This window comes from Moraxella sp. K127 (genome assembly GCF_015223095.1).
In the GTDB taxonomy this organism is placed as follows: Bacteria; Pseudomonadota; Gammaproteobacteria; order Pseudomonadales; family Moraxellaceae; genus Moraxella.
In genome coordinates, this window is the sequence record NZ_JADFBZ010000004.1 from 1 (window position 1) to 12,008 (window position 12,008).

The window sequence follows — 12,008 nt, forward strand, 5'->3', positions numbered from 1 at the left end:
TAAGTCCCTGTTATGTTTTGATTTTTAGGATAAAATTTGATGAAATTTTTAAAAACCGCTTTGCTTGTCAGCTTGACGGCAGTCTCTTTAATCGCCTGCTCCGCCGTAAAAGAAAAATGGGAGCGTATGCCTGTGGTTAATGTCAGCTACACCCAAGAAATACAAGGCTTAATGCCGATTGAAGCCAAATACACGCAAATGGGGCAATTTGCTGTTGTCTCGCAAACCGTGCCAAGTGGCGAAAATTATTTTAAAGAACACAAAATCTGGTATCCACAAAACATCAATCAAATCAATGGTAAATTGCCCGTTGTGGTGTTCGCCAATGGTACAGGCGTGCCGTATTACAAATACGAAGCGGTGTTTGAGCATTTGGCAAGCTTTGGTTTTGTTGTGATTGGCAATGATGATAAAGAAAGTTGGAGCGGATTGTCATCAAGTCAATCGCTTGCGGTGCTAGATAACTTAAACAGCGATAAAAATTCAATATTTTTCAATAAATTGGATACCAAAAACGCAGGCATTAGCGGTCATTCGCAAGGCGGTGTGGGGGCAATCAATGGGGCAACCCGTTTTGCCAATTCACACCAATTTAAAGCGGTTTATACTTCCAGTGCGACCAAATTGGCGTTGGCAAACGGCTTAAAATGGGATTATGACATCAGCAAAATCCGTGTGCCGTATTTTGCCGTTTCAGGCACAGGCTTGTTTGATGCAGGCAATGGCAAGCCCGATAGCGGTATCGCCCCTTTATCATCGCTACAAGAAAATCATCACAAAATCCCAAACGGTCAATGGGCGGTTTTCGCTCGCAGAAAAAACACCGACCACGGCGATATGCTGTTTAAAGCAGACGGCTATATGACCGCTTGGTTTATGTATCATTTAAAAAATGATGTCAATGCAGGCAAAATGTTAGATGAAATCAAACGCAATCCAAATTGGCAAGATGTGATGATAAAGCGTTGATGATGAAAACACCGTTTGCAAAATGTGAGCGGTGTTTTTATTTTATTAAAATCAAAATTCCCTTGCAAATCGTCCGAAAATTGACTAAAATACGCCACTTCGTCAATATTCGGACTATTTTTATGAATACATTAACCCCCAATCAAATAGACCAAATCGCCGATGTCGCTGTGCAAATGATGAATGATTATGCTCAATTTGCCAAAAAGCACAATGTAAACGACAACGAGCTTGGCATACTCTACACACTGTGGGTGGACGGTGCGTGCAGTCAGTCGCACATTGCCCAAAAACAGCTTATCGCCAAACAAACGGTCAATACGCTATGCCAAAAATTTATCAAAGACGGTCTGTTGATAAGCCAGCCTTGCGATACAGACAAACGCCAAAAGGTGTTGCATTTTACCGATAAAGGGCGAGCCTTTGCCGAGCCGATTATTGCCGATTTACTCGCCCAAGAAAACAAGGCAATCGCTGAATTTGGCGTTCGGAGAGTGGCATTTTTATTAAATGAATTAAAAGACTTACAAGGCGTACTTGCCAAGTATTTGGAGTAACCAATGACAACTGCGGTTTAGACCTTAAAACACATTGCACGCACCAACCACAAAAAATTAACGCTAACATTTGCTAACATTTGCCCTTGTGGCAACCGAGAATCTTTTGTTTGTGCTGTATCCATTGGTGGGCAGTTTTGCGGTCAATGCGGTGCTTTCTGGCGATACTGTTAAGGCGTTGGCGTATGCATTCATCGTCTTTGTGATGTGGGCGGTGGGGTCGGCACGGCGAGCGGTGGACACACGGGCGTTTGTGCGGATTTATGCCAGTCTTGCCGTGCCTGCCATTTTGAACCAAAAACAAAAAGGCACAACGTCCAGTGCTATCGCCCACGCCAATTTGGCACGGCAATTTGTGGACTTTTTTGAGACGCATTTGCCTGTGCTGATTACCGCAGGATTTAATATTGTCGGTTCGGTGGTCATGCTTATCATCATTGAGTTTTGGTCTGGGGTGATTTCGTTGGCTATTTTGTTGATATTTATGATGATTTTGCCAAAATACACCAAGATGAATGACCGACTTTATTTTAAATTGAACAACCACATAGAAAACGAAGGCAATCTGATTGAGCGTGGACAAGCAGGCGAGCTGGTTCGCCATTATGATTTATTGTCAAAAATCCGCATTGGTATTTCCAACCGTGAAGCGATAAGTTTTTTTGTGATTGGTGTGTCGCTTGCGGTGCTGTTTGGGATAACTTTGGCGATTTTGGCAAACAAATCGGTGCAGGCAGGACACGTTTATGCGGTCATTACCTATCTGTGGGCGTTTGCGATGAGCATTGATGATATGCCAAGATTTGTAGAGAAATTTTCAGAATTAAGAGACATTGGAGCTAGGGTACAAATATGACTTTAACTGTTAAAAACATCCGTCCATTTACGCCATATTTTGCTGATTTTAAACGGCTGTATCATGCGGTATTTCCTGATAAAGCACGTTTTCCCATACCGCTACTTGTGCTGATGTCGGTGCGGTCTGATGTGGATTTTTGGGCAGTGCTGGATAAGGGCGAATTTGTCGGATTTGTGTATTTGATTAACGACAAAAAAGCAACCTTTGTGCTGTATTTGGCGGTGGACGAACGCCAGCATTCCAAAGGCTACGGCTCGCAAATTTTGGCACTCATTGAACGCAAAAAAGCAGGCAAAACCATTGTGCTAGACATTGAAACGGCTGATAACACAGAAGCGGACAACCACGCCCAACGGGTCAAACGCCAAGCGTTTTATGTGAAAAATGGCTTTGAGCGAATGGATTTTCGTTTGCAGGATAATGATGATTATCTTGATGTTTTGTGCAAAAACGGACGGATTGACGAAAAAGCGTATCACGCCTTAGTTACCAAACCTGTGTTTGGGTTGGTGAATATTCGGACAAGAAAGCGGTAGAGCATGGGATTTATAATTCTTTGGTTAAAGTGATTTATTAGACTTCCTGCAAAACCCCAAATTAAAGAAAACCGTTCTAATGGTTTTCCTACCCGCAGGCAAGCTTGGGGCGAACGGAAAACTGGTTTTGCAGGAAGTTTATTTTCCATTTTTAAAAATTAAATTCCCATTTATCGCCATTCCTTTTTATTTTAAAAAAGATATAATGATACCAATTCATCAACGAGAACAATCATGACAACATTTAAAATCACACTCATCGCCCTATCCCTTGCCACATTTGGCGTGGCGTGTACGCCGATTGACAAACTGGCACACCAAACGAGCCAAGCGGTCAAACAGGCAGGGCAAAGTGTTCATCTTTCCCATGCTAAAACGGTGGAAAATCTGCACTTTATCAACGACCTAAAAAGCCCCGAAGATTTGGTGCAAATCCCCAATACCAAATGGCTGATTGCCAGTGGCATGACGCACCATAGTGGATTGTATTTGGTGGACAGCCAAACTCGCCCGCCCAGCGACTGATTGCCCCCAAGGCGTCTGCGGTGTCTCATGAGTTTAAAAACAGCAAGCCACAGCCCCATGCCGATGAAATGCAAATTCATGGGGTGAGCATTCGAGATATTGGCGGTGGCAAATCGCTTCTGTATGCGGTCAATCACAACAGCTTTGACAAAAATATCACGCACGAGAGCGTTGAAGTGTTTGAAGTGAATGCCAACACCGCCACACCAACAATCACATGGCTAGGTAACGTGCCAATGCCCAAAGATGACAAAGGCAGGTATTTGGCAGGCAATGCGGTGGTATCAGGCTCGGACGGCTCAATGTATGTTACCGTGATGATGCACCCTGAGCATGAGCTTGGTGATATATTTACAGGTAAAACCACAGGGGCAATTTATCGCTGGACACCCACCACACAAAAATTTGAGAAATTGCAAGGCTCGGAATTTAACGGCAACAACGGCATTGAGCTATCCAAAGATGGCAAGCACATCTTTGTTGCCCATATGCAAAAGTTGAGCAAATTAACGAACACCAACCCTGCCAAAATCGTAGCCACCACGACACTGGATTATGGCGTGTTTGACAATTTGCATTGGCATGGCGATAAACTCATTACCGCAGGGTCAATGACGGTGTCGTGTGATAATGGCTTAACCTTTGACTGTCTAAAAGATTTTCACATCACCACAATCAATCCTGATAATTTGGCGGTTAAACCAATCTATCAAGGCAAATACAGCAAAGATTTTAGCGGAGTTTCGACCGTATTGGCGGTGGATAATACCTATTATCTAGGCTCGTTTTATAGAGATAAAATGGCGTATTTTGAAGGGGAATGAGCCATAAAAGAAAACACCGTTTTTAAAAAGCGGTGTTTTTTTGAGTTATTTTAGCCTAATCACTTCCCCATCTTTTGGGATACTCACTTTATCAGCGATTTTCTCGCCAATCACAAATTTACGCATATCTTCACGACTGACCGAATTATGGTTGGTGGTGTCCATATGCACGGTGATGATGTGGGCATTGGGGGCGACTTGCGTGGCTTTTAGCACGTCATCCACGCCCATGATGATACTGTCGGATATGCCGTTAATACGAGCGTAACCTGTGTTCATGACCAGATATTTTGGCGTGTGTTTGTGCAGGGCTTTATTGACTTCGGCAGTCCAGACGGTGTCGCCCATGATGTAGGTGGTGGGGTGTCCGTCTTTTTTGATGACCACGCCCATTGCTTCGCCGAGCAAGCTGGCAAGCTGGGGATTGGCATAAATCGCTTCTGTGCCATGACTTCCGCCTGTTTTGTGCAGTTCCACACCGCCAAAGGTCGCCTTGTCGTGCAAAACCGTTACATTTTTAAAGCCTTGTGAGCGGATAAGTTTGGCATCGTCTTCGTGTTGTACAAAAATCGGCAAATGCTTAGGAATCGCCTGTTGGGCGGTTTCGTCCCAATGGTCTTCGTGCGTGTGCGTTACGATGACCGCATCCACGCCCTTTATAATGTCCTTGATGGGCATGGGCAACTCAATCATCGGCGACTGCAAATGACTATTATAAGTGCCGTCAAAGCCTGCCATTGAGCCTTTTTTGGCAAAAAATGGGTCTACCAAAAAGGTCTGCCCTGCGTACTCAATCCTGGCGGTGGCGTTGCGGATATGCTGATAGCTGTCTAGGGCAAAGGCAGAAATGCTTACACTTAGAGCTAGGGCGGATAGGGTTAATTTTTTAAACATAAAATGTCTCACTGTGGATTGGTAAAAACAAGCGTATTTTAGGGTAGATTGGCAGGCGTGAAAATGGGCAAGATTGCCATTTATCGTAAGGATTTTGCTAAGTTGAAAATACTTAAAAAATAATGAAGGACAAGCAAAAGTCTAATGTAACAGTTGGATAAATATAGTTGTGTACAATTTGATTTTATGCTATTATCCGCCCAAATTTATTTGGAAAATTAATCATGCACGACCAACTAAGACTTTGTAATCAGCTCTGCTTTCCACTCTATACCATCTCCAAAGAAATCACACGCCGTTATACGCCATTTTTGCAAGAGCTTGATCTGACTTATCCGCAGTATTTGGTCATGCTCGTGTTATGGGAGTCTGATGCGATGAGCGTGGGCGAGATTGGCGAGCAGTTGCACCTAGATAGCGGTACGCTTACCCCACTTCTAAAACGTTTACAAAGCAAAGGGTTGATTGACCGAGTTCGCTGTGTCAATGACGAACGCAGTGTCAAAATCACTCTAACCGAACAGGGGCAAGCCATGGAAAATCAAGCGGTAGCGATTCCTTATAAGATGGCAGAACAGCTGAATTTATCCGATGATGAAGTTGATACGCTAAAAAAAATCGTTTCAAAATTAAACAGTTAGCATTTATTTTAGGGATTTTTGATAAATTTTATAAAAATATATTGTATACAATTTAATTTTGTACTATAATAATTTCATCAAGTTAATAACCATGCTTTTAAGGAGCAATCTTATGAAAATTTTTTATCACACATCAGCCACAGCCACAGCCACAGCCACAGGCGGACGAGACGGTCGCACCCAAGTAGATGACGGCTCAATCGGCTTTGATTTGGTCGGCTTTCAAAACGAAAGCGGTAAAGTCGGCACCAACCCAGAACAGCTTTTTGCCATGGGCTATGCCGCCTGCTTTGACAGTGCGATGAATCATGTCGCCCCAACGCTAGGCATCAAGCCCGAGCAATCTAGCACCACTGTGGCGGTCGGTATCGGTCAAAAGGCGGACGGTGCATTTGGTTTGGATTTGGACATCACCATCACCGTAAAAGGTCTAAGCGAAGAGCAGGCGAAAACCTTGATTGAAAAGGCTCATGCCGTTTGCCCTTATTCAAATGCTGTGCGTGGCAATGTGGACGTACGTTTGCACGTGAATTTGATTCAAACTTTTGATTTGTAATTGGTTTGATAATAAAAAACACCGCCCAGCGATATTGTTAGGCGGTGTTTTTTATTATAAATTTAAACCACATCAATCCAATCACGGTCTTTTAATGCTTCTAGGGCGATACCATGGATAAGCTCTGTCGGTGCGGTGCAAAGGCTTGATAAGACACGGATTTTATAGCCCTTGGCAAGGGGTGATAAGGCGGTGTGGGTTACGCAGTTTTGGGTTGTGCCGAGCATAATATCGTGCCAGATGTGGAAATGATAAATATGCAGGACATTAACACCGCTTATGAACGTATGCAAAAAAGCGATGTGAAATATCGTTTTGTGATTGATATGGCGAGTTTGAAGGGGTAATTTTAGGATAAGGGAAACACCGTTTATTGCAAAATAAACGGTGTTTTTTATCAAAAATTATGGGTGCTGATTATTCAGTTGGGTAAATAAACCCACGATTTCGCCACCGTTCTTTTACAAACCCCTCAAAATCAAACTTACCTAAATTCAAATCATCTGCGTGGTCAGTAACAATGATTTGTGGTGAATAGCCATATTTTTTCTGTAATTTATCGCAATAAATTGCCAGTTGTTTAAAAATATTTTCAACTTGTTTAATATCATCATCAAACTTTTCTGCGTTAAAATTGGTATTAAGTTGTTGTTCCAAAATTTTAATGTCATCTGCATTAAAATTATCAGATGTATCATATTTAAAATTTGGAAAATATACTTGGGTTGGCTGGTCAATCATTAAAATTGAAGGAATCAAACATTTAGAGTTGTTTGAAAATAAATCTAATGATTTTGAATTATCTAATTCCACAAAATATTGGTGTAATGCTAAAAATAAGGTTAAATGACTGTATAGCCAATTTGCACCACTACCCATTGAACGCAGGTAAACTTTTTCATTCTTTGATTTTTGGTGATACAAATCAAAATTTTCAAAAGAAAACTTTAAATTTATCGGCGTATAAGAGTCCTCAAAATTAAAATGTTGTCCAATTTCACGCATAATTTGACTGACTTGAATGTCCGCCTGCTTAATTTCAGCTTCAATATTATACGCTTTCTTTTGTTCTTGATAATTTTTTAATTCTTTATTCAAACCATCAATTTTATTTGTTAATTCCACATCATTATTAGATGATGTTTTATCCAAAAGATAAAATATATCGTTTTTAAGACTTACTGCAATATCAAATAATTCTTTAAATTTTTGCACCGATTGATTATTTTGTCCTATTTTTGACATTTCTGCTTTTATAACTTCTATTTCTTTTCTGCATTCTTTAATCTCTTTTTCTGTTTTGTCAAGATGTGTTTGCAATTCATTTTGAAGTGCCTTATTTTTAACAATATTTCTTGATACCACATCAATTGCTTGCTGTAGTTGTTTTGCTTGCTCTGTCAAGCTAATATTGGTTGTATGACAAAATGGGCATTCCGATTTTTGAATATCATCAATATGCTGATTATATATTAAATCATTAGTAAGTTTATTTTCCAATGTTAAGGAGCGATTTATTTTATCTCTTTTAATACATAAACTTTGATGTTTTATATCCAGCTCACCAAGCCTTACCCTTAACTCACCGTAGCGTTGAGACAATATTTCGGTATGATGATTGATATTATCATATTTGATGATTAGATTTACCTCTGATTTAAAATCATCGGTAGGTGTGATACCAAATTTAAACTCTGGGAAAGAATTAGGTAAGTTATCCAAAAACAAAATACCTTTTAATAATTGTATTTTATTTTCCAAATTTGGTAAATTATCTTTGATAAATTTATCCAATTGTTCTTTTTCTCTATTTAGTAATTTTAATTCATTTTTGACACGCTCAAAATTTTGAGCAATTAAAAAATATTGCTGGTCAGCAAATCCCAAAAATATTTTAATGTGCTCCATTACTTGCTCTCGCTTTTCTTTTTCATCAAAGCGATAAAATAAAGCGTGTTTATTGGCAATTAAATTTTGATGTTGAAACATAAAAGAAGTAAAACTGCGAATAGTAGGTCTTGGCAAAGCCTTACCCCGTATTTCTTTTGCAATTTCAGATTCCTCAACGTCTTTAATACCAATAAATTCATCATTTAATGTATTGAGATAGTGTGTTAATGTCATTGATTGTTTTTCATAAAAATAATCATTATTGATATTTTGATGATATTCCTGCTCTTTCACAAAATAACACTCTCTAATATTTTCAGAATTCCTTGCTAAAACATAATAACATTGGTTGGTTTTAATATAAATATAATAAATTTTTGCATTATCTGTAATTACGCCTACAGGAATTGTGTATTCACTACTACCAAAACAATAGTCCACAATTTCAATCAACGCACTTTTGCCCGTTGAAGATTTGCCTGTAATAATATTTAAACCTTCTTGTAATGGAACACGATGAATATTACCATCTTTATCCAAAACACCAATTTCACATATCATCATTCTCATAATTTCACTCCCAAATATGAATAAATTTCATCTACTGAATATTTTCCAAATAATAAAGCAAGTCTTTCTGCTATTTTGGAATCTGGATTGAATTTTTTTACAGTTTTTTTATCCAAATTATTGGCATAAATATTTAATTCATCAATATTTAAATATAGCAATTCTTTTCCTAAACAATATTGCAAGCTCTGTCTTGACAACATCTGCAAAGCATCTATCCTTTCTTGAAAATCATAAAGTTCTTTTTTGTTTTCAAAAATGGTTAATAATGAACTTCTTTTATTTGAACCAGTGATTTTATTCGTATATTTTGAATGGCTGCATAATGGAATGATTAAAGGTAATAAGAGTATGTTGTTCTGATATTCTGGTAAATTACTATAAAAACGATAAATATACTCTCCATATTTAAATGGATTATATTGAATATGGTAAATAGCATCAATCATATTCATTATTTGGTATCTCATTTTAAGTCTATTTGAGTATTGTCTTTTTTCAATTCTGCATCATTCATAATTTCGTGAATCAAACCATTTTTATAAACCAAATCAGGCACTGTACCTTGATGAGAAAAAGGTTTATCTACCATTGTTTTGTCATAAAATGTTTGTGGGTGAATTTTTTCTCTTTTAGCCATACGACAATGAGTATATAAACTTGAAACAAGAGAGGTGCGGTAGCTCGTTGTATAATCTAGATAAGTAGGGCTGTCTTTCATCTTTATATTTAAAGCATTTAAAAACTCAATATAATTCCCAATAGCTTCTGGTAATACTTCATCATAGTCAATATCTTTGATTTTTCTTACAAATAAATGTTGTTGATGTTTAGCTATTTGATCATTATCTGCTTCATTGTTTAAAAACTCTGGGAAGCTAAGTATTTTTGAGTATCTTTCTGTTAATTGAAAAATTTCCGTTTGAAAATCATTATAACAGATAGACCAATCATTGCTATTATTTGATTTTTTATATACAAAACCCACAAGGTCACTTAAATATGGTAACTGGTATTCTTCTCGAATAAGATTTAGTCTTTCTCTGCATATTTTAGTAATCAAATCCTCCCTATTTTCCATTTCTGCATTAATAATAATTTTAGGGATAATTGCTTTTAAATTATCCTCATCATTCATTACTTGTTGTTGATATTGTGATACCGAACTGGTTTCTTTAGTGCGTTTATCATTTTTTCTTTTTGATACAATATTTTGCAAAATAACAAAACGATTGTCATTGCTTTGACTATTCCAATCTTTTAAAAGCATTTTTTTTCTCCATAAGATTGAGAGGTGTGTAAAATCAGAAAACGATATTGATGATGCTGAAAATTAGGAGATAGCCAGTTTTTGAGTGTTTTCCAAAAGTTTTCATGATTATCTGTTAAATTATCAGAATAATGCTTCACTTCTATATTTGCAGAGTTTAGTCCATTTTTATCAACAAAACTCACATCACCATCTTTTTCAAAATAGATGACTTCATCTTCTTTTAATTCAAAACATTTATCCAAACCAACAAGGGTTTGGTAATAAAAGGATAAATTAGTTTCTTTTGCAGAATGATTAATTTTTACCATTACAAATCCTAGTAAATAGTAATTAAAACCCCGCTTATCATCAACTTAAAATCATAAATTATTGATAATTATAATTTATGATTATAGTCTCGTAAGGGCAAATTGCAATTCGCCCTGATAAAAATCAAGTCCAGGTTTTTAAATTTAGAAAAATACTCAAAAAACAGGGGGTCTAGCCCAATCTTTTTTGGTTTCGCAAGAGATTTAATCTCCAAAAATGTGTTTGGTAATTTTGTTAAGATGGTGTTGACATTATTATTTTTCAAGTGTATAAATTTTGGTATTAGCTTCAACCATAACCCCACCTTATACCCACCCATAACCATTCTCAATTTCCCTTAATATCTAAAACCTTGTATAATATCCATTTTCCAACCAAACCATTAGGACAACCCATTCCCTAATGGTTTGTTTTATTTGCCAAACCGATGAAACCGACTGTTAAACACCCCATTTTAAAACGCCTGCTTAAATTCACCCTAATCACTTTGGGTGTACTCACGCTTATCATCGCCATTTTGGGCGTGATGCTCTATCGCAATTTGGGCGGATTGCCCGATGAGAGCCGTTTTGCTCATTTGCCCTATTACAAAAACGGGCAATTTGTGAACCTTTATACCACCGATTTGCCCTATTATCCCGACAAAGCCACAGGGCAAGGCGGTTTTGTGCGGTTTGACGGTTACACGCCAAAGGCTCGTTTGCCTATGGTGGATTTAAATCAGGCGACTTTTGGCCAGCCTGAAAACTTTGCCTATTATTGGCTCGGTCATGCGTCCGCCATTTTGGAGCTGGACGGCGTACGCTTTTTGACCGACCCTGTGTTTGACAACGCCAACCCCTTAAATCTACCGCTCATCGCCCCACGCTTTCAAGAAGCCCCAATCACACGCCAAAACCTGCCTGCCATTGACGTTGTGCTGATTACCCACGACCATTATGACCATTTGGAAGCCACAACCATTCGCCATTTGGCGGATAAGGCAGAGCGGTTTGTCGTACCGCTTGGCGTGGGGGCAAGGCTAGAATCTTGGGGAGTGCCGTCTGAAAAAATCACCGAACTGGGTTGGGGCGACAGCACGCAAATTGGCAAAATCAAACTCACCGCCGAGCCGACTCAGCACTACTCATCACGCTGGACGAATGACCACAACAAAACATTGTGGGCGTCTTTTGTCTTTGAAGGGAGCAAACGGCTGTATTGGAGTGGCGACACGGGTTATGCCGAGCATTTTTCCGACATTGGCAAAAAATATGGCGAATTTGACATCGCCTTTATGGAGATTGACGCTGCCAACGCAGGCTGGCCAAAAACGCATATGTTTGCTCATCAATCGGTGCGGGCAAGCCTTGATTTAAATGCCAAAAAAATGGTGCCAATGCACTGGGGCGTGTTCAGTTTGGGGCGAAATCCGTGGTATGAATCCATTGATAATGCGGTCAAAAGTGCCAAAGAACATAACCTTGCCATTGACGTGCCAAAAATGGGCGAGAAATATACGGACGGTTTTGTGAATGATAATTGGTGGGAAAATAAGGCATTAAGAAGAGAGTGATTTTTTTGGGGTGTGGTATAATAAATTTATTTATAAATTATTTTAGGTGT

The 12,008-nt window shown here is 38.7% G+C and carries 15 protein-coding genes and 1 pseudogene; 10 read left to right on the forward strand and 6 right to left on the reverse strand.

What is annotated here, in order from left to right; translation table 11 throughout:
• Positions 1 to 39 precede the first annotated feature (39 nt).
• The 6 genes from IM753_RS01320 to IM753_RS13420 all read left to right on the forward strand — a co-directional run bounded on the left by IM753_RS01320 (position 40) and on the right by IM753_RS13420 (position 4,270).
• Positions 40 to 969, forward strand: coding sequence for an alpha/beta hydrolase (locus tag IM753_RS01320; protein WP_065255711.1), 930 nt, complete (start codon positions 40 to 42; stop codon positions 967 to 969).
• Positions 970 to 1,091: 122 nt separating this feature from the next.
• Positions 1,092 to 1,526 carry a MarR family winged helix-turn-helix transcriptional regulator gene (locus tag IM753_RS01325; RefSeq protein WP_065255712.1) on the forward strand — a complete coding sequence of 145 codons (435 nt, stop codon included), beginning with the start codon at positions 1,092 to 1,094 and terminating at the stop codon, positions 1,524 to 1,526.
• 70 nt (positions 1,527 to 1,596) lie between these two features.
• The gene (locus IM753_RS01330; protein ID WP_197035881.1) at positions 1,597 to 2,382 is read left to right on the forward strand and encodes an ABC transporter six-transmembrane domain-containing protein; all 786 of its coding nucleotides are present in this window, start codon (positions 1,597 to 1,599) and stop codon (positions 2,380 to 2,382) included.
• Complete coding sequence (locus IM753_RS01335) at positions 2,379 to 2,921, forward strand: GNAT family N-acetyltransferase (protein ID WP_065255713.1); 543 nt, start codon at positions 2,379 to 2,381, stop codon at positions 2,919 to 2,921. The genes IM753_RS01330 and IM753_RS01335 overlap by 4 nt, the downstream gene beginning before the upstream one ends.
• Positions 2,922 to 3,155: 234 nt before the next feature.
• Positions 3,156 to 3,446 (forward strand): hypothetical protein, encoded by a 291-nt coding sequence (locus IM753_RS01340; RefSeq protein ID WP_194108482.1) that lies wholly within the window; start codon positions 3,156 to 3,158, stop codon positions 3,444 to 3,446.
• 20 nt (positions 3,447 to 3,466) lie between these two features.
• The gene (locus IM753_RS13420; RefSeq protein ID WP_194108483.1) at positions 3,467 to 4,270 is read left to right on the forward strand and encodes an SMP-30/gluconolactonase/LRE family protein; all 804 of its coding nucleotides are present in this window, start codon (positions 3,467 to 3,469) and stop codon (positions 4,268 to 4,270) included.
• A 45-nt stretch (positions 4,271 to 4,315) separates the two neighbouring features.
• On the opposite strand, the gene IM753_RS01350 is transcribed toward IM753_RS13420, so the two are convergent.
• Complete coding sequence (locus IM753_RS01350; protein WP_194108484.1) at positions 4,316 to 5,164, reverse strand: MBL fold metallo-hydrolase; 849 nt, start codon at positions 5,162 to 5,164, stop codon at positions 4,316 to 4,318.
• A 221-nt stretch (positions 5,165 to 5,385) separates the two neighbouring features.
• On the opposite strand from IM753_RS01350, the gene IM753_RS01355 reads away from it, so the two are divergent.
• On the forward strand, positions 5,386 to 5,805 hold the full coding sequence (locus tag IM753_RS01355) for a MarR family winged helix-turn-helix transcriptional regulator (RefSeq protein ID WP_370582621.1): 420 nt from the start codon (positions 5,386 to 5,388) through the stop codon (positions 5,803 to 5,805).
• Between the two features lie 112 nt (positions 5,806 to 5,917).
• A complete protein-coding gene (locus IM753_RS01360; RefSeq protein WP_065255717.1) occupies positions 5,918 to 6,361 on the forward strand; it encodes an organic hydroperoxide resistance protein in 444 nt (147 codons plus the stop codon).
• Positions 6,362 to 6,423: 62 nt separating this feature from the next.
• Here the strand turns inward: IM753_RS01360 and IM753_RS01365 are convergent, their stop codons facing one another.
• Positions 6,424 to 6,588: an isochorismatase family protein gene (locus IM753_RS01365; protein WP_156065065.1), complete on the reverse strand. Its 165-nt coding sequence runs from the start codon at positions 6,586 to 6,588 to the stop codon at positions 6,424 to 6,426.
• On the opposite strand from IM753_RS01365, the pseudogene IM753_RS01370 reads away from it, so the two are divergent.
• Positions 6,577 to 6,708 (forward strand): annotated as a pseudogene (locus IM753_RS01370) (alcohol dehydrogenase); the annotation flags it as partial. The gene IM753_RS01365 and the pseudogene IM753_RS01370 overlap by 12 nt on opposite strands.
• A gap of 70 nt (positions 6,709 to 6,778) precedes the next feature.
• Here IM753_RS01370 and IM753_RS01375 read toward each other — a convergent pair.
• From IM753_RS01375 to IM753_RS01390, 4 genes are read right to left on the reverse strand one after another with little or no spacing between them, the layout of a single operon-like run.
• Positions 6,779 to 8,821 carry a DUF3732 domain-containing protein gene (locus IM753_RS01375; protein ID WP_065255718.1) on the reverse strand — a complete coding sequence of 681 codons (2,043 nt, stop codon included), beginning with the start codon at positions 8,819 to 8,821 and terminating at the stop codon, positions 6,779 to 6,781.
• Positions 8,818 to 9,276 (reverse strand): three component ABC system middle component, encoded by a 459-nt coding sequence (locus IM753_RS01380; protein WP_194108485.1) that lies wholly within the window; start codon positions 9,274 to 9,276, stop codon positions 8,818 to 8,820. The genes IM753_RS01375 and IM753_RS01380 overlap by 4 nt, the downstream gene beginning before the upstream one ends.
• Before the next feature lie 11 nt (positions 9,277 to 9,287).
• Positions 9,288 to 10,091, reverse strand: a complete 804-nt coding sequence (locus IM753_RS01385; protein ID WP_194108486.1) for a hypothetical protein — start codon at positions 10,089 to 10,091, stop codon at positions 9,288 to 9,290.
• Positions 10,082 to 10,402 carry a hypothetical protein gene (locus IM753_RS01390; protein WP_083108070.1) on the reverse strand — a complete coding sequence of 107 codons (321 nt, stop codon included), beginning with the start codon at positions 10,400 to 10,402 and terminating at the stop codon, positions 10,082 to 10,084. The genes IM753_RS01385 and IM753_RS01390 overlap by 10 nt, the downstream gene beginning before the upstream one ends.
• Before the next feature lie 428 nt (positions 10,403 to 10,830).
• On the opposite strand from IM753_RS01390, the gene IM753_RS01395 reads away from it, so the two are divergent.
• The gene (locus IM753_RS01395; RefSeq protein WP_065255721.1) at positions 10,831 to 11,958 is read left to right on the forward strand and encodes an MBL fold metallo-hydrolase; all 1,128 of its coding nucleotides are present in this window, start codon (positions 10,831 to 10,833) and stop codon (positions 11,956 to 11,958) included.
• The last annotated feature ends 50 nt before the right edge of the window (positions 11,959 to 12,008 follow it).